Annotated in this window: 11 protein-coding genes; 4 read left to right on the top strand and 7 right to left on the bottom strand. The window is 71.6% G+C overall.

Annotated elements, in window-relative coordinates; genetic code table 11:
• Positions 1 to 111 precede the first annotated feature (111 nt).
• Positions 112 to 2,028: a GAF domain-containing protein gene (locus BX283_RS08000; protein ID WP_101386947.1), complete on the top strand. Its 1,917-nt coding sequence runs from the start codon at positions 112 to 114 to the stop codon at positions 2,026 to 2,028.
• Here BX283_RS08000 and BX283_RS07995 read toward each other — a convergent pair.
• On the bottom strand, positions 2,018 to 3,385 hold the full coding sequence (locus BX283_RS07995; RefSeq protein WP_180357102.1) for an MFS transporter: 1,368 nt from the start codon (positions 3,383 to 3,385) through the stop codon (positions 2,018 to 2,020). The two genes, BX283_RS08000 and BX283_RS07995, sit on opposite strands and share 11 nt — an antisense overlap.
• A gap of 545 nt (positions 3,386 to 3,930) precedes the next feature.
• On the opposite strand from BX283_RS07995, the gene rsgA reads away from it, so the two are divergent.
• Complete coding sequence (gene rsgA, locus BX283_RS07990) at positions 3,931 to 4,938, top strand: ribosome small subunit-dependent GTPase A (RefSeq protein WP_257582221.1); 1,008 nt, start codon at positions 3,931 to 3,933, stop codon at positions 4,936 to 4,938.
• Positions 4,939 to 5,144: 206 nt separating this feature from the next.
• Here rsgA and gntD read toward each other — a convergent pair whose 3' ends face one another.
• Entirely contained in the window at positions 5,145 to 6,227 is a 1,083-nt protein-coding gene (gntD, locus tag BX283_RS07985) for a guanitoxin biosynthesis L-enduracididine beta-hydroxylase GntD (RefSeq protein ID WP_101386944.1), read from the bottom strand.
• A gap of 12 nt (positions 6,228 to 6,239) precedes the next feature.
• The gene (locus BX283_RS07980) at positions 6,240 to 6,617 is read right to left on the bottom strand and encodes an ACT domain-containing protein (protein ID WP_257582220.1); all 378 of its coding nucleotides are present in this window, start codon (positions 6,615 to 6,617) and stop codon (positions 6,240 to 6,242) included.
• 569 nt (positions 6,618 to 7,186) lie between these two features.
• Here BX283_RS07980 and BX283_RS07975 point away from each other — a divergent pair.
• On the top strand, positions 7,187 to 9,634 hold the full coding sequence (locus BX283_RS07975; protein ID WP_101386942.1) for a non-ribosomal peptide synthetase: 2,448 nt from the start codon (positions 7,187 to 7,189) through the stop codon (positions 9,632 to 9,634).
• An 85-nt stretch (positions 9,635 to 9,719) separates the two neighbouring features.
• On the opposite strand, the gene BX283_RS07970 is transcribed toward BX283_RS07975, so the two are convergent.
• From BX283_RS07970 to BX283_RS07955, 4 genes are all read right to left on the bottom strand, one after another.
• Positions 9,720 to 10,958 (bottom strand): cytochrome P450, encoded by a 1,239-nt coding sequence (locus BX283_RS07970; protein ID WP_101386941.1) that lies wholly within the window; start codon positions 10,956 to 10,958, stop codon positions 9,720 to 9,722.
• Complete coding sequence (locus BX283_RS07965) at positions 10,955 to 14,644, bottom strand: non-ribosomal peptide synthetase (RefSeq protein WP_143676403.1); 3,690 nt, start codon at positions 14,642 to 14,644, stop codon at positions 10,955 to 10,957. The genes BX283_RS07970 and BX283_RS07965 overlap by 4 nt, the downstream gene beginning before the upstream one ends.
• A gap of 88 nt (positions 14,645 to 14,732) precedes the next feature.
• Positions 14,733 to 15,506, bottom strand: a complete 774-nt coding sequence (locus tag BX283_RS07960) for a thioesterase II family protein (RefSeq protein ID WP_180357101.1) — start codon at positions 15,504 to 15,506, stop codon at positions 14,733 to 14,735.
• 46 nt (positions 15,507 to 15,552) lie between these two features.
• Positions 15,553 to 16,827: an MFS transporter gene (locus tag BX283_RS07955; protein WP_101386938.1), complete on the bottom strand. Its 1,275-nt coding sequence runs from the start codon at positions 16,825 to 16,827 to the stop codon at positions 15,553 to 15,555.
• A gap of 726 nt (positions 16,828 to 17,553) precedes the next feature.
• Here BX283_RS07955 and BX283_RS07950 point away from each other — a divergent pair.
• On the top strand, positions 17,554 to 21,363 hold the full coding sequence (locus BX283_RS07950) for a non-ribosomal peptide synthetase (RefSeq protein WP_101386937.1): 3,810 nt from the start codon (positions 17,554 to 17,556) through the stop codon (positions 21,361 to 21,363).
• Positions 21,364 to 21,590 lie beyond the last annotated feature (227 nt).

The following is a 21,590-nucleotide window of genomic DNA, read 5'->3' as shown; positions in this document are numbered from 1 at the left end:
GGCGGTGCCCGCCGCCGCACCACCACCGCACCTCCGCCCCTTGACCGGCGCCTGCCAACAGTTGTCCACAGGGCTGGCGCGGCCGCCCGTACGGCAGGTATCCCTGTGAACATGTCCCACGATCACCCGCAGTCCACCGAGTACGCGGAGGCTCCTTACCTGGAGCTTCTGGCGCGCGGCGCGGCGGCCGAGGCGTACGACCGGCCCGCGCTGCTCGCCCGTGCCGACGGCGCGGGGCCCGAGGCGCTGGCCGCCCTGGAGGCCGCCCGGCAGCTCGCCCTGCGGGTCCGCGCCGACCTGGAGGGCCGACGGCGCAGGGAGGCTGAGCTGTCCGCGCTCTTCGAGACCGCCCACGACCTCGCGGGGCTGCGCGATCTGGACGCGGTGCTGCGGGCGATCGTGCAGCGCGCGCGCTCCCTCCTCGGCACCGAGGTCGCCTACCTCAGCCTCAACGACCCGGTGGCGGGCGACACTTATATGCGCGTCACCGAAGGGTCGGTGGCCGCGCGCTTCCAGCAGCTGCGGCTCGGCATGGGCGAGGGCCTCGGCGGCCTCGTCGCCCAGACCGCCAGACCGTACGTGACGTCGAGCTACTTCGACGACGAGCGTTTCCGGCACACCCGCGCCATCGACACCGGAGTGCGCGACGAGGGCCTGGTCGCGATCCTCGGCGTACCGCTGATGCTCGGCAGCAGTGTGATCGGCGTGCTGTTCGCCGCCGACCGGCACAGCAGGGTCTTCGCACGCGAGGAGATCGCCCTGCTCGGCTCCTTCGCCGCGCACGCCGCCGTCGCCATCGACACCGCCAACCTGCTCGCCGAGACCAGGTCGGCACTGGCCGAGCTGGAGCGAGCCAACGAGATCATCCGGGACCACAGCGCGGTCCTGGAGCGCGCCTCCGAGGTCCACGACCGGCTCAGCGAACTGGTGCTGCGCGGCGGCGGGGTGCACGACGTGGCGAGCGCGGTCTCCGAAGTCCTGGACGGCACGGTCGAGTTCGCCGACGCCGACTCGGCGGCCTTCGCCGCCCTGGAGCTGACCGGCACGGACGGCCACGCGGTCCGCGACGGCCAGGACTGGGTGGCCACGGTCGCGGCGGGCGACGAGGTGCTGGGCGCGCTGGTGCTGCGCGGCCACCCGGCGCTCGACCCGGTGGACCGCCGCACCCTGGAGCGGGCCGCGATGGTCACCTCGCTGCTGCTGCTCGCCCGGCGCTCGGCGGGCGAGGCCGAACAGCGGGTGCGCGGCGAGCTCCTGGACGACCTGCTGGATGCGCCGGGCCGCGACCCCCGGCTGCTGCGCGACCGGGCCGCCCGGCTGCGCGCCGACCTGGACGCGCCGCATGTGGTCCTCGCCGCCCGCGTCGAGAGCCCCGAGGACGGCACGGCGGAGCGGCAGACCGCCGACCGGCAGCGGATGGGCTCGGCCGCCGCGCATCTGGCGGCGACCCGGCACGGCCTGGCCGCGACCCGCGACGGCGGGACCGTGCTGCTGCTGCCGCTCGGCCCGGCCGACACCCCGGCCGAGGTCGCCCGGCAGCTGGCCAAGCAGCTCGGCGGCGCCCTGCACGAGCGGGTCACGGTGGGCGCGTCGGCCCCCGTCGAAGCCCCGGCGGCCCGGCCCGGCCGGATAGCCGAGGCGTACGCGGAGGCGCGTCGCTGCCTGGAGGCGCTGCGGCTGCTCGGCCGCCCCGGCGAGGGCGCGGCCGCCCAGGACCTCGGCTTCCTCGGGCTGCTCCTCGCCGACACCCGGGACATCGAGGGCTTCGTCGACCGGACGCTCGGCGCGGTCGTGGCCTACGACGAACGGCGCGGCACCGATCTGGTGCGCACTCTCGACGCGTACTTCGCGAGCGGGATGAGCCCGGCGCGCACCAAGGACGACCTGCACGTCCATGTGAACACGGTGGCCCAGCGGCTGGAGCGGATAGGCAGGCTGCTCGGGCCGGACTGGCAGTGCCCGGCCCGAGCGCTGGAGATCCAGCTGGCGCTGCGGCTCCATCTGATGTCGGCGGCGGTCAGACGCTGACGGAGTCCGGGGAGCGGCTGTCGGTGTCGACCTCCGCCAGGTCGCGGTGGCGGGTCTCCTGGGCGCAGATCAGCGCGATCACCGTGAGGAGCGCGGCCGCGATCACATAGAGGGCGATGGGGGTGGAGCTGTCGTAGTCCTTCAGGAGGGCGGTGGCGATGAGCGGGGCGGGCGCGCCGGCGGCGACGGAGGCGAACTGGGCGCCGATCGAGGCTCCCGAGTAGCGCATCCGGGTCGCGAACATCTCCGTGAAGAAGGCGGCCTGGGGTGCGTACATCGCCCCGTGGAAGACCAGCCCGACGGTGACGGCGAGGACGAGGTTCCCGAAGTCGGCCGTGTCGATCAGCGAGAAGAAGGGGAACATCCAGGCGCCGACACCCACCGCGCCGATCAGATAGACGGGCCGCCGCCCGACCCGGTCGGAGAGCGCGCCCCAGGCGGGGATCACCGCGAAGTGCACGGCGGAGGCGATCAGTACGGCGTTGAGCGCGGTCTGCTTGGCCATCCCGGCGGAGGTCGTCGCGTACACGAGGATGAACGCGGTGATCACGTAGTAGCTGATGTTCTCCGCCATACGGGCGCCCATCGCGACCAGCACGTCGCGCCAGTGGTCGCGCAGGACGGCGACGAGCGGCAGCTTCTCCGCCACCCGGTCGGGCTCGGCGGCCCGACGCGCCTCGGCGCGCTCCAACGCGGCCTTGAACAGGGGGGATTCATCGACCGAGAGGCGTATCCACAGCCCGACGAGCACCAGCACCCCGGACAGCAGGAACGGCACGCGCCAGCCCCAGGAGAGGAAGGCGTCGTCGGAGAGCAGCGCGGTGAGCGCCGAGAGCACACCGGTGGCGAGCAACTGTCCGGCGGGCGCCCCGGTCTGCGGCCACGACGCCCAGAACCCGCGCCGCCGCGCGTCCCCGTGCTCCGACACCAGCAGGACGGCCCCGCCCCACTCCCCGCCGAGCGCGAACCCCTGCACCAGCCGCAGGGCGGTGAGCAGCACGGGGGCGGCGGAGCCGACCGTGGCGTGCGTCGGCAGCAGCCCGATCGAGAAGGTCGCCCCGCCCATCATGAGCAGACTCAGCACGAGCAGCTTCTTGCGCCCGACCCGGTCCCCGAAGTGCCCGAAGACCAGCGCCCCGAGCGGCCGCGCGGCGAACCCGACGGCGTACGTCAGGAACGACAGCAGTGTGCCGACGAGCGGGTCGGAACCGGGAAAGAACAGCTTGTTGAAGACGAGCGCGGCGGCGGACCCGTAGAGGAAGAAGTCGTACCACTCGATGGTCGTTCCGATGAGACTGGCGGCGACGATGCGGGGGAGGCTGGCGGGGCGGGGAGGAGCGGGGGCTGGGGCAGCCATGGTCATCACTTCCGGCGGTTCGGCGGGGACGGATACGTGTCGCCATACCGTAGGAATGCGCAGTTCAGGGGCGTATGTGGTGGGGCACCATAGTTCTGGGGGTGGGGGTGCGTGCGGCCACTATGGGCGGGGCGGGCGGTCCACCCGGCGTCGGGTCGGCTGGGTGGGGGCTCCACCGCCGTGCGCCACCCGGGCCGTCGGCAGCGGGTGAGATTCCCCCGGCCCATCTGACCCCGCAAAACCTGTTGCGGATCAAGGAACGAAAGTCATAGTGTCACTTCGCGTGGAGCGTGTCGTAGCAAGAGTGTGACCTTGTGTTCGTCGCGTCCGAACAGCTGCCGCGACCCGGCAGGGACGCATAGCTCTCCTTGTCCATACCAGCGGTCAGCCTCCCTCGACACATGCGGAGGGAACGGCGTCGGCTGGAAACCTCTGAAGGGCTCATCGCTTTGCCACCTGCATCGTCACGGCCGATCGACCCGAATGCTCATCGGCCTCTGTACGCCTATGGCTGGTCCTCTGAACTCCACGACAGCTTCGAGGCGTTGGCGGGTGCGGGGCACGTCCCCGGCCGGGTCGTCCGCGTCGACCGCGGCCGCTGCGACGTAGTGGTGGCCGAGGGCGAGTCCGTCGTCACCGTGCACGCCGACTTCGGTGCGTCGGCCGACGAGGATGCCGCGCAGCTGCCGTGCACCGGGGACTGGGCCGTCATCTCCCGCGGCGCCGCCGGTACGTATGTCCAGGCCCTGCTGCCGCGCCGCACGGCGGTCGTCCGCTCCAGCGCCTCGCAGCGCTCCGAGGGGCAGGTGCTCGCGACGAATGTCGACACGGTCGTGATCGCCGTGTCCCTCACCACGGAGCCGGACTTCGGGCGCATCGAGCGCTTCCTCGCTCTCGCGTGGGAGAGCGGCGCACAGCCACTCGTCGTGCTGACCAAGGGCGACGTGGCTTCGGACGCGGACCAGGTGCGTCTGTCCGTCGAGAGCGTCACGCCCGGCGTCGACGTGCTCGTCGTCAGTTCCGTGACCGGCGAGGGGATGGACATCCTCACCTCTTACCTGTCAGGGACGACCGTGCTGCTCGGCCAGTCGGGTGCGGGCAAGTCCACCCTGGCGAACGCCCTGTTGGGCCAGCAGGTCATGGAAGTGCAGCAGACCAGGGGCGACGGCAAGGGGCGGCACACGACCACGACGCGTGAACTGCTCGTACTGCCCGGCGGAGGAGTGCTCATCGACACTCCGGGGCTGCGCGGTGTCGGTATGTACGACGCGTCCGACGGTCTGCAGCAGGTGTTCTCGGAGATCGAGGCGCTGGCCGAGGTCTGCCGCTTCCGCGACTGCGGCCATGAGGCGGAGCCGGGCTGCGCGGTGCGGGAGGCCGTCGAGGACGGTGTGCTGCCGCAACGGCGCCTGGACAGCTACCACAAGCTGCTCCGCGAGAACCAGTGGATCGCGGCCCGCAGTGATGCCAGGCTGCGCCAGGAGCAGGTGAAGAAGCTGAAGGCGCAAGGCCAGGAGGGCATGGCCAACATGATGGCCAAGCGCGGCGGCTGACCGGTCCCGAGGCAGAAAGCGGAGCGCGTACCCGAGTCGGACCCGGGTGCGCGCTCCGCTCGTACGGACCGCACCGACTCCCTGCCCGCGTGGGTGGGAGACGGCATGGACGGAGTGAGCCGACTCGTGGACCCGTTGGGGTTTCGTCGGCGGCCTCCTCGGGCGGGTCCGTCGCGAGGGGACCCGCCCGGGGAGGGAACAGGCGGTCACACCAGGGCGCGACCGTGGGCGGTGTACCGACGGCCCGCTGCCCGGCGCAGGTCCGCGAGGACGTTGATCCGCCGCAGCCAGCGGTCGGTGCCGTCGTACCGTGGCGTGAAGGGCCGACGGCCGTGCACGGCACGCATGTTGTCCACGATGAGCAGATCCCCGGGACAGAGGATCACATTGCGCAGATTGGCGTCGAAGGCGGCGATCACCGTCTTGAGCGCCGCCGACGCCTCGTCGTCCAGATCCCTGGGCATGAACGCCGGATCGATCCGGAGGAACGGGGCGTCCTTGTCGCCGGACAGGATCGCCGTGCGCCGCGGGCTCTCGTTCATCTCGGAGATCTTCTGGAAGGCGTCCTCGACCCAGCTGGCCTCGTCCATGCCGGTGGTGTCGCTGTTGAAGGCTGCCGTGTGCGACTCGTCCGGCAGGATGACGAAGCGCTCCTCGAACAGCAACTCCCTGGTCCTGTCGTCGAGTTCGAGGTCCTGGAGCGGGGCGAACGTCGTGGGAACCTGATCCCGGTTGCGCAGTCCCGCGAGCAGGATCCAGTCGGCGCGCAGCGGGTGGAACGCGTCCTCGTTGTGCCACTCCAGATCGACAGTGGAGCTGGAGCCGAGCTGCTGGTGCTCATGGCCCTTGATCGGAAAGACGTCCAGGGCCATGCGCCCGCGCTGCTGGGTGAGGTAGGAGACGGGGTCGCCCAGCAGCGAACCGATCAGCAGCAGCAGTGCCGTGGCCCGGTCCGCCTCCCGGCTCTCCGGCTCGCTGCCGTAGCTGGTCGGGGTGGGGCCGGCGAGGGACTCGTCGATCGGCAGATTGGACAGCACCAGCCCGCCGTAGGGCCGACCGGTCAGCCGGAAGTCGATCAACTGGGCCCGGATCCCCACCGGTACGTCATGAGCGGCGAGTGCTATCTGGTCGAGCCTGTGCTCGAGCGGAACGTCCCCGGGGTGATCGAGCAGGCTGTCCGCGAGCTCCTTGATCGCTGAGTGCTCCTCGGCGGTCAGCTCCAGACACGGCGCGCCGTCCAGCGGGCGCAGCGGAAGCTCGCCGGCGACTCGGGGGGTCGAGAGGTCCATCGAAGTGCTCTCCTAGTTGCTTCGGGTGGGTGATCGATGCTGCGCCTCCGCCTCGGCCACCCGGTGTCCGGCGGCGCGTAGCAGCCGGGCGGCCAGGTCCAGTTGGCTCTCCGGGACCAGAATCAGGTCGGCGTCGTGGGTGGAGGCGACGAAGACGGGTACGCCGCCTGTCGCCAGCGGAGTGAGGAGAGCGGCGAGCATTCCCGGCACGTCCTGACCGTGCGCGGTGTCACCGCTGTAGAGAGGCGCCCATGTCTCCTGGGCGGCCTCCGTCGTATCGGCGGCTCGGTGGGGGTCGGCCGGATGGACCACGGTGAGGCCCTCGGGGCTGTGAACCGCGAAGAGCCATTCTCCGGTGGGCTGTTCGTCCGCCGGGCGGAGCGTGATCACGTATCTGCCGGGGAGCGCACGGACACTCTGGGGGAGCACAGTGATGCGACCTGCCCTTCGAGGGTGCGCCCAGCCGGAATCGGATGGAGCGGACAAAAATGGATACTGCGAACGCGGCCTGCCGGCTGGCGAGTATTCGGAGGGGGTTCCGCGCGGCGCGCGATGTTTCGGACCCCATACCGCAAGCCCCCGTGTGGGCATGTCGACGAATATTGCTTCCCTCACCCCGCTCGTCGGCCCAGCTGTCGATAGACAATGCCAGAGTGGCGATTGATCAGCAAGGTAGTTGAGAAGAGAAATTGGGCAATTCGGAAACAAGGGGAAAGGTTGAGTGCGGTCCCTGATAAGCCCTTGACATGCGTGATCATCTTTGAGCTATCGTGCGAATGGCGAGTGCCAGATGGCTCTGCCCACTGTGACCCTTCTATTGCCCATGCTTTTTCTGCGGTGCGATAGGGAATTTTGGCGTCAAAATCGGCCGCCGACCGGTCCTCGGCCGTACGCCTCCATTGAGCTGAAGCGGGCGGTGCTGCCGCTTTGACGCATTGCCAGCTCTGGAGGAGCATCACATGATTCGCGAAAACGTACTCCCCGCGGACGCCGGGGCGGCGCGGGAGCTGACTCCGCTCCGGGCTCGCCTGACCGGGCCCGGAATCACCGGGTGGGCGAAGGAGTCCCTGCCGCTGACCGATGCCGCGTGCCGCGCGCTCGACCGGATCGCGGGCGGCCGGGCCGTGGAGGAGCTGGTGGTCGTGGTGGCCGCGACCGCGGTCGTCCTGGCCGCGGCGGAGGCGCAGGAGCAGGTGAGCGTCAACGTGCTCGATCCGCAGGGGCCGTTCGCCTGCACCGTGGACACCGCGGTCGCGCGGTCCCCGCGCGATCTCGTGCTGGCCATCGACAAGGAGCTGCGGGCGGCGCGTCCCGCGGATCCGGCACCGGCCGAAGCCGCCTTCGCCGTGTCCGTCGGTACGGAACGGCGGCCGGCCAAGGACGTCGCGGGCACCGCGCTCCAGCTGACCCTGACCGGCGCTCCGGGCGGGCCGCGCGCGCTGGTCGCGGGATTCTCCACCTCGTTGCTGGAGCAATGGTGGGCCGAGGTCGTGCTGCGCTCTGTGGTCACCGTCCTTGAGGGCTTCAACGAGCCCGGCCGGAGCCTGACGGACGTCGAACTGATGGCCCCTCAGGACCGGGCGGCCGTCCTCGACCAGGGCCGCGGCCACTTCCAGGACTCGCGCGAGGCAGAGACCCTGCTGAGCCCCTTCCTGCGACAGGCGGCCGAGAACCCCGACGCCGTCGCTGTGGTCGACGGTGACCACGAGGTCAGCTACGGCGTGCTGGCGCGGCGGATGGACCTCGTCGCGGGACGGCTGCGCGAGCGGGGCGTGGCCCGCGGCGACCGGGTCGCCACCGTGCTGGGCAAGAGCGCGGACGCGGTGGCGGTGATCCTCGGCATCCTGCGGGCGGGAGCGGCGTACGTTCCGTTGCCCGCGGATCTCCCGAAGGACCGGATCGCCTTCATCCTGGCCGACGCGGAGTGCGTCCTTGCGGTGGCCGAAAGCCCCGACGCCCTGGCCGGCACGGGTGTCCCGGCCGTGCCGCCCGCCGAACTCACGGCCCCGGGAACGGTGCCGGCACCCGTGGACGAGCCCGCCGCCGACGACCTCGCGTACGTCATCTACACCTCCGGATCGACCGGCCGGCCCAAGGGCGTGCTGATCAGGCACGCGGCGATCGGCAGCTATCTGGCCTGGAAGCGGCGCTATCACGACCTGGGTCCCGGCACTCGGCTCCTTCAGGTCCCGTCGTTCGCCTTCGACAGCTCCGTCTCCGATCTGTTCTCGGTCCTGGGAAGCGGCGGACGGCTGATCCTGCTGAGCGAAGCGGACCGGCTCCAGACGCAGCGGGTGCGTGCGCTGGTGGAGCGGACTGGGGCGACGCACATCACCCTGGTCCCGTCCCTCTACGCGGTGCTGATCGACGCGCTGGCCGCGCCCGGGTGCCTGCGGCTGGTCACGGTGGCCGGCGAGGCCACTCCGGCCGAACTCGTCGAGCGGCACCACCGGCTGCTGCCCGGTACCCGGCTGGTCAACGAGTACGGGCCGACCGAGAACTCGGTCGGGGCCACCGCCTTCGACTACGACCACCGTCCGCAGCACGGGTTCCCCATCGGCCGGCCGATCGACAACACCGCGGTGTACGTGCTGGACGAGAAGGGGCGCATGCTGCCGCCCGGTTTCCCGGGCGAGATCCAGCTGGCGGGACCCGGCCTGGCCGCCGGTTACCTCAACCGGCCGGAGCTGACCGCCGAGGTCTTCGTCACGGCGGCTCAGGAGCCCGGCGGACGCAGGTACCGGACCGGCGACCGCGGATGGTGGACGCCGAACGGTCTGGAGTTCCTCGGCCGCGGCGACTCCCAGGTCAAGATCCACGGCAATCGCGTGGAGATCGGTGATGTCGAGGCAGGGCTCTGCGCCCTGCCCGGTGTGCACAGCGCCGTCGTTCTGCCCGTCACCAGGCCCGACGGCGCGCTCACCCTGGTCGCGTTCCTCACCGGCTCCGTGGACGCGGCGGCGGCGCGCGCGGCCGCGCGGTCCGTGCTGCCGAGCTCCATGGTCCCGGGGCGTGTGGAGGTCCTCGACAGCCTGCCGCTCACGCGTAACGGAAAGGTGGACCGGGCCGCGCTCGCGGACCGGGCAGCGGAGGAACTGTCCGCGCCGGCCCGTCGGCAGCCCGCTCCGGCCGCGCAGGAACCGGCCGCGGTGCGGGAGCCGGGCGAGGCGCGGGGCGCCGCCCCGGAGGGGCTGCGGGACACGGTGTCGCTGGTCTTCGCCGAGATCCTCGCGCTCCCGGAGGTCGGTCCCGACGACGACTTCTTCGACCTCGGCGGTCACAGCCTGATGGCCGTGATGCTCCTGACGGAGCTGGAGAGCCGGACAGGGGTGCCGGCGGACCTGGACGCCTTCTTCGCCGAGCCCACGGTGGCCGGTGTGTGCCGGGCCATGGGCAGCGTCGCCTAGGGGCACGGTACGAAAGGGAGCCCGCGTGAAAGGGGCCGACGGGAGAGATCCCGTCGGCCCCTTCGGCGTGCGTCCCGTCCCCGGGTCAGCGGCGCAGCTCCACCGGGAGGCTGCTGACCCCGCTGAGGAAGTTGGAGTAGAAGCGCCCCACCGGGCCGGTCAGCTCCGCCTCCGCGACCGAGGCCCGCAGCGCCTCGAACAAGGCACTCAGTTCGATCCGCCCCAGCTGGGCGCCCACGCAGAAGTGGGGGCCGAAACCGAAGCTGACATGGCGGTTCGGCCGGCGGCCGCCGTCGAAGGCCTCCGGGTCGGTGAAGACGCGCTCGTCCCAGTTGGCAGAGGTGTTCCACAGGGTGACCACGTCACCCTTGGCGATCCGCTGCCCGCCCAGCTCGGTGTCGCGCAGTGCCGTCCGGCCCACGTGGATCGCCGGGGTGGTCCACCGCATGACCTCCTCCACCAGCGACTCGACCGAGGTCTCACCGCTCTTGAACCGCGCCCACTGCTCCGGGTGTTCCATCAGGGCCAGCAGCCCGCCGACCATGCCCAGCCGGGTGGTCTCATCGCCGCCGAGGACCAGGCTGTAGCAGTTGAAGACGATCACGTCGTCGCGCAGCGGGCTGCCGTCCAGTTCACTGGTCGTCAGCATGCTCAGCAGGTCGTCGCGGGGATCGGCCCGCAGTCTGCGGACGTGCTGCGAGAAGTACACGAGGATCTCGCTCTGGGCCAGCTGCGCTTCCCGCGCGGTCTGCCCGGGGACGTCCGATCCCAGGGCCGAGTTGGCGAGCTCCATGATGTACCGGCTGTCGGAGTCGGGCACGCCCAGCAGCTCGCAGATCGCGGCGATCGGGATGTGGGCCGCCACGTCCTTCATGAAGTCGCAGCGGCCGCGCTCCACCGCCCGGGCCACGAGCTTGCGCGTCGCCGCACGGGTCGAGGCCCCGAGCCGGTCCAGGAGTGCGGGGGAGAACCCGCGCTGCACCAGCCGGCGCACTCCGCGGTGCTGCTCGCCGTCCGACACCGCGAGCATCCGCCCGGACGACGAGTCTCCACCGTGCAGCAGGGTGTCCATGACATTCCCCGCCGCCGATCCGAAGTCCTGGGGCCGCCGGTAGGCGTCCATCACGTCGGCGTGCCGGGAGACCACCCAGAACCCGTCCTGGCCCGGAATGTGGTCGTGCCGGGCGACGGGGTTCTCCTCGCGCCTGCGGCGCCACCACTGGGTGAGGTCGAATTCCGCGTGCACCGAGGGGTCGGCCAGATTCACGTCCGTCCACTCGGCCGGCTGGGGACGCGGCTGTACGGCGGCGTGCGGGGCGCTCATCCCTCGCCGCCCTCTCCGGTCGCGGTGTCGAACCGGAAGCCGCCGAAGCCCGCCACCGCGGGGGCCTGCGCGGCGGCCGGTGTACCGAGGCCCGGGCGCGACCACGGCGCCTCGGGTTCGGTGGCCAGGGCCGTGACGGCGAGCCGCCACCGGTCCAGGAACAGCAGGGCGGTGTCCTCGTCGTAGAGGTCACTGTCGTACTGGAGGATCAGGGTGAGCCCGTCACGGTGCTCGCAGCCCTGGAACGACAGGTCGCACAGACCGGAATCCAACGGGACCACCTGCCCTGAGAGCGTGAGCCCCGGGGCTGTGCCCGCCTCGCTGCGGCGGTAGCACGTCACGAAGACGTCGAACAGCGCGTTGCGCAAGGGGGTGATCGGCATCGCCAGACGGTCCACCACATGGGGGAAGGGGACCCGCGCGTAGTCGATCGCCGCGTGCATCTGCTCCGCGACGTCGGCGAGCAGCTCCGCGAGGGAACCCGCACCCATCCGCAGGCGCAGGACCGTGGAGTTGGCTCCGTTGGTGAGGTGCTCGGTCAGGCCGAGTTCACCGCGCAGATTGACCGGCGTACCGAGGCAGATGTCCTTGTGCCCGGTGGAGTGGCTGAGCGCGACGGCGACGGCGGCCGCGAGCGGGGCCGCGAGGCCGGTACGAGCCTGTCGGCCGATCTCCCGCAGGGAGCCGGTGAGCTGGGCTCCCAGCTCGACCTCGACCGTTGCGGTCCGCGCGCCGGCGGGGCGGACGCGGGGGTTGTCCACGGGCAGCGGGAGCGCGGCCGGCGGGGGTGTGAGCACCTCACGCCAGTGGTCGAGCTGCCCGTCGAAGGCCCCCTGCGCCAGCAGCTGGGACTCGGTCCGGCCGACCGCCAGCGGATCACGCGTCAGGGGCGGCAGGGCGTCCGCCGTGCCCTCGTAGGCGGCCACCAGGTCGCGGGCGAGGATATCGATGCCCGGGCCGTCGCTGACGATGTGGTGGCAGACCGTCAGCAGGCGGTGGTGGCCGCCGGGCAGACGGAGCAGAGTGGCGCGCAGAGCGGGACCGGCGGCCAGGTCGATGGGCAGGTTGGCGCGCCGGCGGACGGCCTCGGCGCAGTCCGCCTCCGGGTCGGCCGCCTCGCTCAGGTCGACCACCTCAAGCGCCGGCTCCGGGCCGTCCAGCGAGACCTGAGGAGCACCGTTGACCTCGCGCACGGTCGCCTGCAGCATCGGATGCCGCAGACGGAGGGCCTTCAGCGCCACACGCAGACGTTCGGGGTCGACCGCGCCGCCGCAGGTGAAGAGCGTCGGCACGTTGTAGGCGGCGTCGTCCTCCGGACGCGCCTGCCGCAGCAGCCACTGCCAGGACTGCACCGGCAGCAGGCCGGGTCCGCCCTCGTCGGAGTCCGGCTCCGCGTCCGCGGCCGCTCCCTCGGTGGTGGCGAGGAGTTGGGCGATGCGGCGGGTGAGGTCCGCGGGGGTGGGGTGCTCGAAGAGGTCGCGGGCGCGGATGTCCGTACGGTAGTGGTCGTTGAGGCGTCCGGCGATCTCGGCGACGCCGAGGCTGTGGCCTCCGGCGGCGAAGAAGTCCTGGTCCGGAGCGATGTCGGGGACGCCGAGAACGACGGCGAAGGCGGCGCTGACCTCGGCGAGGATCTCGCGGTCCGCCATGTCGCCGGAGCCGGTCGCGGGCTCGGAGGGCGCCGGGAGCGGCCTGCGGGCCAATACCGTACGGTCGATCTTGCCGTTGGGGGTGTACGGGATATCGGTGAGCGCCACGAAGGCGCTGGGAATCATGTAGTACGGCAGCAGGTCGGCCAGTTGCTCCCGCAGGTGTGCGGGGGACGGCAGCTCGGTGCCCGGGACCGGGATCAGATGGGCGACCAGGAGCCGCTCCGCATCGGTCTCATGGACCACCGAGATCGCGGTGTCGATGCCCGGCAGGGCGGCGAGAACCGTCTCCACCTCGCCGAGTTCGACCCGGAAACCGCGGAGCTTGACCTGGTTGTCCTTGCGGCCACGGAAGTCGATGGCCCCGTCGGGGCGGAAACTCGCGAGGTCGCCGGTGCGGTACAGCGTGCTGTCGCCGTCGAGTTCGGGCCGTACGACGAACTTGGCCGCCGTGGCCTCCGGCAGCCCCACGTAGCCCGCCCCGACTCCCAGGCCGCCGATGTACAGCTCTCCCACGGCGCCGGGCGCGGCGAGGCCGCCCCAGGGATCCACCAGCCACATGCGCAGGTTGGTCATCGGCCGTCCGATGGAGGGGGCCGGCTCGGGGGAACCCGCGTGGCAGTAGTGCCAGGACTGCAGGGCGGTGGCCTCGGTGGGACCGAAGGCGTAGATCATCTCGCGGCCCGGCTGCCAGCGGTCGACGAGCTCCTGGCTGAACAGCTCGCCCGCGGTGATGACCGTCCGGATGCCGGGGAAGTCGGCGGGGTCGAGCCTGATGAGCAGCGGTGAGAACGGGAAGAACGCGTCGGCTTCGGTAGCCCGGACACACTCGGCCAGCCCCTTCGCCGAGATCAGCTCGTCGTCGAAGGGCACCACCGCGGCACCGGCGTACAGCGGGGCCAGCAGTTCCCACACGTTGGCGTCGAAGCCGGGGCTCGCCAGGCTCAACGAGCGCCGTCCCGGGCCGAGGCCGAACTGTCTGGCGGAGACGTGCATGAGGTTGCGCAGACCGATCTCACGGATCGCGACGCCCTTCGGGACGCCGGTCGAACCAGAGGTGTGCATGACGTAGACCACCGACTCCGGCGCGGCCGCCACCGGCCAGGCGCCGTCCGGGGCGGGAGAGCCGGCCGGCGGGTCCAGCACCACGGGGATGCGCCGTGCGTGGGGGATGAGGTCGTGGGTCGAGGGCACGGTCAGCACCGTCGGGGACTCGCCCTGGACGATCTGCTGGATCCGGGCCTGCGGGTAGGCGGGGTCGACCGGTACGCAGACGATGCCGGCGCCCAGGGCGGCCGTCCAGGCGACCACGAGTTCGGCGGAGCGGGGGAGGCAGACGTAGACCGAGTCGCCCTCCCGGACCCCGGCCCGCGCCAGCTGCCCCGCCACCGTACGCGCCAGATCCTGTAGTTCCCGGCGGCTCAGGACGCGCTCACGGGTGATGACCGCGGGGGCGTCCGGGTCCTCTGCGGCGAGATCGGCGATGGCCTGGGCGACCGTACGAGGCGGGACCTCGGCGGTGGTGTCGTTGAGTTCGACCACCAGGCGGGTGCGCTCGTCGGCGGTGAGGAACGGCAGCCGGGACAACGGGGCGTCGGCGGTGGCCGGGTCGGCGAGATGGCCGGCGACGCGCTGGATGAGGCCGCTGAGCCGCTCGGCGGTCGCGGTGCGTGCCCAGGCCGGACCGGTGGCGACGTGCACGGTCCGCCGGGCGTCGTCGAGGCGGACGAGCAGGTCGAGGTCGGCCGGCGCGGGACAGTCCCCGGTGAGGTCGACGAGCCGTCCGGCGTCGGGAGACGGTGCCGGCTCGGCGGCCAGCAGACCCGCCCTCGTGGCCTCGACGAGAGTGGCGGACACGGCGGTGGCGTCGGTGGACACACGGACCGTACGGGCGGAGCCGTCCTGCCACACCGTCAGCGTCTGGTCCGCGTCGCCGTCGAAGTGGCCCAACACGGCAACGGTCGCGGCGAGCAGGACGTCGGGCCCCGGAGCGGGGCGGGGTGTTGGAGCGTGTGTCGTCGGCTCGGCAGACGTCATGACGGGGTCCTTTCGGTGTGCTGGTGGTGCGATGGGCTGCCGGAACCGGTGGCTGCCGCGGGACCCGCCGCGTGCGGGCCTCAGCCGATCAGACGTCGGGCGGTCCGCCTCGTGGCCGTGTCCCGGTGACGATGCGGCGGAGTTCGCCGACGACGGAACGCGGATCGGTCAGGTGGTAGAGGTGGCCGCCGGGGAACGTGCGGAACGTCGTGGCCGCGGCGCAATGGCGGCTCCATCCCTGGACGCCGTCGTGGGACACCCCGAGGTCGTCCGCCCCGCGCCAGACGTCCAGCGGGCAGGGAAGGGGAGTCCCGGCGGTGGGGAGGTAGGAGTCGCACATGGCGAGGTCGCCGCGCAGCGGTCGGGTCACGAGCCGGACCAGACGGTCGTTGCGGGCGACGTCGGCCGGTATCGCGCCCTGTTCGACCAGTTCGGCGACCAGCTCCGCGTCGTCAAGACCGCTGACGCCGCTGGGCGGGAACGGTTCGTCGGGCGGCAGGGCGGCCGAGGCTATGAAGTGCTCGGGCCAACGGCCGTGCCGGGTGCCGAGGGCCTGGGCCAACTGATGGCCCAGGAGCGCACCCATGCTGTGTCCGACGACGACGTAGGGCAGTTCGAGGCGGCTGAGCAACTCCGGTACCAGCGCGTCCAGTACTTCTGCCATGTGGGTGGCCGGCGCCTCGCGCCACCTGTTCTCCCGCCCCGGCAGCTGTACGGCGAGCAGGGAGACCTCAGGGCCGAGCAACGGCTGCCAGGAACGGAACTGGTAGGCCCCGGAGCCCGCATGCGGCACACACACGAGGTGGACGCGTGCGGTCCGGGGCGGGTCCCAGCTGATCAGCCCGCCGGTGTCACCGGTCAACGGAAGCACTTCCCAGCGGACGGGCCGGCCGGGCCCAGGGGGGCCGTCATACGGGGGACGAAGGAGCCGCGTCGCGCTCCAGGTCGTCGCCCTCGGCCGGTTCTTCGCCCTGGACGGCGTCGCGGTGGCGCAGACCGGGCAGACAGAGCACCGTCACCGCCATCAGACCGACACCGGCGATGGTGAGCGAGGTCCGGGGCGCCAGCGCGCTGGCGACGAATCCGCCGACGGCGTACGCGAGAGCGCTGCCCGCGAAGGCGGCGGAGGAGAGCGCGCCGCCCACGCGTCCCAGCATCTCGGCCGGTACGCCCTTCTGCAGCAGGGTCTCTTCGCCGATCATCGCGACGCTGTTGCCCACACCCATCAGGGCCTGGGTCGCCACGGCCACCGCAAGGACCGGGGCCACGCCGGTGAGCGCGATACCCAGACCGGCGACGATCCATCCGCCGGCCAGGAGGGTCACGGCCGAGAGCTTGGAGGTGGACCGGGTCAGCCAGAGGGACGCGAGGACCATCGCCGCGCCTGAACCGGTGCCGAGCAGACCGAAGCCGAACGAACCGGAGTCGAGGACGTCACGGGCGAGGAAGACCAGGACGACATTGTCCAGCGAGGCGAACATGATGCCGAAGAGCAGCAGGAGGAAAATGGCCCGAGCCGTCCGGTGCCGCCAGGTGAAGGCGATACCCGCGCCGACCCCCGCGAGGAATCCGGGCGCCTTGGTGCCGGGCGTATTGGTGTCCGAAGAGCCCACGGGCTCCATTCGGGGCAGGCCGAGCAGCAGAGCGGCACCGATGAAGAAGCTGACCGCGTTGACCAGCAGTGCGCCGCTGGGCTCGATCAGCGCGGCGGCCGTGCCGCCCAGGACCGGGCCGAGCGCCGCCTGGAGATTGAACGCGGTGCCCATCCAGGCGTTGGCGGGCATCAGTTGGTCGGTGTCGACCACCCGGGGCATCACCGTACGGCCGGCGGCATTGAAGACCGTGGCCAGTGACGACGCGAGTGCGACGAGGGGTACCAGGACAATCGTGTGCGACGGCACCAGGGCGATGGCGATGAAGACCACGCCCTGCCCGATTTCTGCCAGAAGAAGCAGGCGCCTGACTTCGAAACGGTCGGGGAGCGCGCCCGCAATGGGTCCGAAGAAGCGCGGTACCGCCTGAGCCAGCAACAGCGCCGCCACTCCGGTGGGGCTCGCTCCGCTGCCGGTTATCAGAAGCAGCAGTGCGACGGTGGCGATGCCGTCTCCCACCAAGGAAACCGATCTGGCGGACCAGTACCGCCTGAATGCCGGATTCGCACGGAAGATGTGGAATGAACTCACACGGTTCCTTTATTCAGGGAGGAGTGCAGCAAGGCGCGGCCTATTCCGCCGGCCGGCGCTGATTGTTGATCCCCCGAAGTTCTTTGGCAGGAGCCCCGACCGTAAGCCGGTCGCAAGAAACGACCACAACGTAGCTGCTCACGATCTTGCGGCTCAATCGAATTCTTTGTGATGCGGATCACCTTGACGTCGGGTCGCCGCTGTGGATTGCCACGTCGAACCCCGTTCGGATCGCGCCAGGGAGGCTCCGTCGGCCTGCTCGCTCCGACGGCGAGCCCCATGTGCAGATAACTCGCCGTAAACGGACCTATTTTGACGCAGTGTCCGATTCCTCTTGAAATCTCGGTGACCGGCCACGGGAGTACATAAACGGAATGACCAATACCGCGGGCTCGTGATGCGTCCATTCCGCCCAAAGCAACGCTTTCGACCGGAGACTTATAAGGTGGAATCGGGCAAAGAGTGGCGATCGCATGCTGGTGGCCAGTGGTGTCGACTCTCGATTGACGCTGTGATGTCAATCACATTGATGGGCCCGTGATCATCATGATTGGATCACTTTTCAACTGTTCAATGTGAGCGGAAAAGCGCCCTGCAAGAATTTATGTGGCTGGAAACGAATAACTCGTATACAACTGATCTCCCGCCACCCAGAGCTCTTCCAGGGAGAAATCGTTGTTGGAACCCGCCGCTGTCCGAGCGCACTGGGCTGCCGCACTTCGGGGCATGAGCCGGGAAGACCTCCTTCCGGCGGGCGGCGCCACCGTCACCGCCCCCGGCGCTGCGCTGGTTCCCCCGGAGCGGGCGGCTGTGCTGCGCCACCTCGCCGGTGACGATCCAACCGGTCTCCATCTGCTGCTCATCGCCGCCACCCGCCTCGCCATGGCTCGGTTCGGGGCCGCCGAGGACCTCGCGGTCCTCTGCCCGGCACCCGGCATGGGCGGCGGCGAGCTGCTGCTGCGCACAGTGCTCGGCCCGGACACCAAGGTGAGCGACTTCCTCCAGGAGCTGCACCGGGATCTGGCCGAGGCGTCCGCGCTGCCGTGGCAGGACCGGGCCGCGCTGGTCGCGCGGCTCGACGCGGTCGGTGAGGCAGACGGCTCCGCCGTCGCCCAACTCGCCGTCGCCTGGGGCGAGGCACAGCTCACCGCCCCCGCCGAGTTGCTCGTGCACGGCCGACTGGCGGCCGACGGCGGTATCCGGCTGGAGGTGGTCGGATCCGACGGCAAGGTACCCGCCGTCGGAGCGGACCTGCCCCGTTGCCTGGCCGCCACCCTCGACGCCATCGCCGCCGGTCCGTACCGGACGGCCGCCGAGATCGACCCGCTGAGCCCCGGGCACCGTACCGAACTGGAGGCGTGGAGCGGTCTGCCGCTGCTCGCGGCCTTCCCGCCCCGGACTCTGACGGAACTCGCCGACGCCTCGGCCGGCCGCTGGCCCGACCGGGTGGCGGTCGTCGAGTCCGGCCTCTCCTGGACGCACGGCGAACTCGCCGCCCGCTCCCACCGCGTGGCCAGGCATCTGATCGAGAAGTTCGGCATCCGGCCCGGTGACCGGGTCGGGATCGCCGTGCCACGCGGTGGCGATCTCGTCCTGGCCACCCTTGCCGTACTCCGGGCCGGCGCCGTGTACGTCCCGATCGATCCGCGGCACCCGGCCGCGCGTGTCCAGCACCTCATCGACGGCAGCGCCGCATGCCTGGTCATCGGCGACGTCACCACGGGGGACAGCCGGCTGCCGGTTCTGTCGGCCCTCGACCTGCGCGCCGCTTCCGAGTCCGACGGGGTCGCCGCGCCGCCCCTGCCCGAGCCCCGGCCGCAGGACGACGCGGTGGTCTTCTTCACCTCGGGCTCGACCGGCCTGCCCAAGGCCGTCGTGCTGAGGCATGACCAGATCGCCCACCACGTGGTCATGTCAGCCGACCTGCTCGGCGTCGACGAGAGCCTGCGCTGTGCGCTGCTGTCCGCGATCTCCGCCGACCCCACCGCCTTCCAGGTCTTCCTCACCATCGCCGTGGGCGGCGCCCTGGTCGCCGTCGGCGCGCCGGACGAGCTGGATCCGGTCACCTTCTGGGACCGGATACGCGAGTACGGGGTCACGATGGTGAACTGCGTGCCCAGCCTGCTCTCCACCATGCTGGAGGTGCTCCCGCCGGACGCCGGGCTCGAACTGCCCTACGTGGTCACGGGCAGCGACACGATCCCGCGCGGTCTGCTCGCCCGGACCCGGGGCCGGCTGAGGATCGGCACCTTCGTCAACGTCTACGGGCCGACCGAGACCACCATGTCCTGCACGACCTTCCACTGCTCGGGTGAGGACGCGGTCTCCCTGTCGGCGGTCCCCATCGGCCGTCCGAACCCCGGCTTCGGGGTACTGGTGCTGACACCGGGCGGCGACCTCGCGCCGGTGGGTGTGCCGGGCGAGGTATACGTAGTGGGCCCCGCGGTCGCGGCCGGGGGCTACCTCGGCGCGCCGGAGGCCACCGCCACGCGCTTCGTCGACTGCCCGCTGCCGGGGGCCGGCCGGGCCTTCCGCACCGGTGACCTGGCACGCTGGAACGCGGATGGGACGCTGGACTTCCTGGGTCGCAACGACGACCAGGTCAAGCTGCACGGCAACCGGGTCGAGCCCGGCGAGGTCGAACAGACCCTGGTCGGACTCGACGGCATCCGCGAGGCGGTCGTCGTGGCCCGGACGGTCGGGGTCAACGGCAAGGTCCTGGGCGCCTGGTACACGGCCGACGGCGACATCGAGCCCGAGGCCGTCCGCGCCGCGCTGGCCGAGCTGCTTCCGGCGCACATGGTGCCCAGGGTGCTGCGGCAGGTGGACGAGCTGCCGAGGACCGCGCTCGGCAAGGTCGACCGGCGCGCGCTGGCTGCCGAGCCCGCGCCCGAGGCGACCGGCACCTGGAGGGCCGTGGACGATGCCGACCACGCGGTGGCCGCCGCCTGGGAGAGGGTGTTCGGCCACCCGCCGCAGTCGGCGGACGAGGACTTCTTCGAGGCCGGCGGACACAGCCTCACCGCTGCCCAGCTGGTCGGCGCGCTCTGTACCGACCAGGCGGCCCAAGGCCTCTCGATCCGCCAGGTGTTCACCGCCCGTTCTCCCCGCGCCCTCGCCGAGGCGCTGCGCGCGATGCCCGCCCACCGCCCCGGGCCGGACGCCACCGCCGCACCGGTCCCGGCCGCCGGCACCGCGTCCCGCTGGCCCGCGACCAACGCCCAGGCCCGCCTCTGGCTGCTGGAGTCCCTCGACGACGAGGAGGTCCGCACCTACAACATGGTCGAGGCCTACCAGCTGAGCCGGGCACTGGATCCGGCCGCGCTGGAGGCGGCGGTCGGATACCTGACGGACCGGCACGAGGCGCTGCGCACCGTGTTCGAGATGTCCGCCGAGCAGGGGTCCAGCCGGCTCTGGCAGGTGGTCCGACCCGCGGGCCGGCTGCGAGTGAGGCCACGCCTCCAGCGTGTCTCACCGGACGCCTTCGACGAGGCCCTCGCCAACGCCAGGGCGGAGGAGGCACGGTGGCGCTTCGACCTGGCCGCGGGCCCGCTGTTCCGGCTGCGCTGCCTCACCACCTCCGGCCGGCCGCCGGTGCTGCTCCTCAACGTCCACCACGCGGTCAACGACGCCTGGTCGTACAGCGTCCTGATGCATGACCTGCTGGTCGCGGCCCGGTCCTTCGAGCGCGGCGAGCAGCCGCGGCTGCCGGAGGTGAGCGGTTACGTGGCCCATGCCGCAGCGCTGGACACCCGGCTCTCGGGCAGCCGGGGCGAGGAGCACGCCAGGTACTGGCGTGCGGCGCTGGCCGACCTGCCGCCGGCTCCGGCGCTCCCCGGCGACCTGGTCCCCGGCCCGCGCCGCACCAACGCGGGCGGCTTCGCCCGGGTGGCCCTGGACGAGCGGGCGACCGAGGGCGTCCGAGCCTTGGCGGTTCGCACCGGCGCCACGCCGTTCATGGTGTACACGGCCGCCGTCAGGGCTCTGCTGCACCGGCTCACCGGCGCCGTCGACATGCCACTGGGTACCGTCTCCGCCGGCCGCCCGACGCCCGATCTCGCCCACGAGGCGGGCCTGTTCGTCAACACCGTGGTGCTGCGCACCGTGCTCGACCCGTCTGCGGGCTTCGGCCGGCTCGTCGAGGAGTGTGTGCGCACCTCACTGGACGCCCAGGAGCACGAGGAGTACCCCTTCGACCAACTGGTCCGGGACCTCGGCCTGCCGCGGGACCAGGGCCGCAACCCGCTCTTCGACGTCCTGGTGGAAACCGTTGTCGCGGGCGATGCCGGGATGGCCCCTACCGACGGCGGAGAGGACGTGCGCCATCTGCCGGCGGACGACCAGGTCTCGGACTTCGACCTGTCGTTCGGTTTCCTGATCCCGCCGCCGGGTTCGCCCGAGCGTGCCGAGGTGTGGGTCGGCCACCGCCGCGACCTGTTCACCCGCGAACGCGCCACGCAGCTGGGCGAGCGGCTGCGGGAGCTGCTCACCGAGCTCTTGGCTGCCCCGGACGCCCCGTTGACCGCCGCCCCTTGACGACCGCCGCGCCCCTGACCGCCGCGTCCTGATCGTCGGCCGGGCCGATGGCGCGGCAAGGCGGCGGCACGCCACGACCACGACCACGACCACGACGCACACTCATCGAGAGAAAGCAGCTCAGTCCTGATGCAGAATGCCGAGAAAAGCACCTTCGTCGCAGCGGACTCCGGGTCGGCGCGGGTCGGGTCCGGGCGAAGGTTCTTGCTCAGCCGGCCCTCGCACTT

The organism is Streptomyces sp. TLI_146 (assembly GCF_002846415.1).
Classification (GTDB): Bacteria; Actinomycetota; Actinomycetes; order Streptomycetales; family Streptomycetaceae; genus Streptomyces.
Note: the sequence above shows the minus strand (reverse complement) of the source record. Positions and strands in the feature narration are given on the sequence as shown.

Bases quoted from the DNA above. Each gene is read 5' to 3' on its own strand.
- BX283_RS08000 (WP_101386947.1), top strand. From the start codon at position 112: ATGTCCCACGATCACCCGCAGTCCACCGAGTACGCGGAGGCTCCTTAC.
- BX283_RS07995 (WP_180357102.1), bottom strand. From the start codon at position 3,385: ATGGCTGCCCCAGCCCCCGCTCCTCCCCGCCCCGCCAGCCTCCCCCGC.
- gntD (WP_101386944.1), bottom strand. From the start codon at position 6,227: ATGGACCTCTCGACCCCCCGAGTCGCCGGCGAGCTTCCGCTGCGCCCG.
- BX283_RS07975 (WP_101386942.1), top strand. From the start codon at position 7,187: ATGATTCGCGAAAACGTACTCCCCGCGGACGCCGGGGCGGCGCGGGAG.
- BX283_RS07970 (WP_101386941.1), bottom strand. From the start codon at position 10,958: ATGAGCGCCCCGCACGCCGCCGTACAGCCGCGTCCCCAGCCGGCCGAG.
- BX283_RS07965 (WP_143676403.1), bottom strand. From the start codon at position 14,644: ATGACGTCTGCCGAGCCGACGACACACGCTCCAACACCCCGCCCCGCT.
- BX283_RS07950 (WP_101386937.1), top strand. From the start codon at position 17,554: ATGAGCCGGGAAGACCTCCTTCCGGCGGGCGGCGCCACCGTCACCGCC.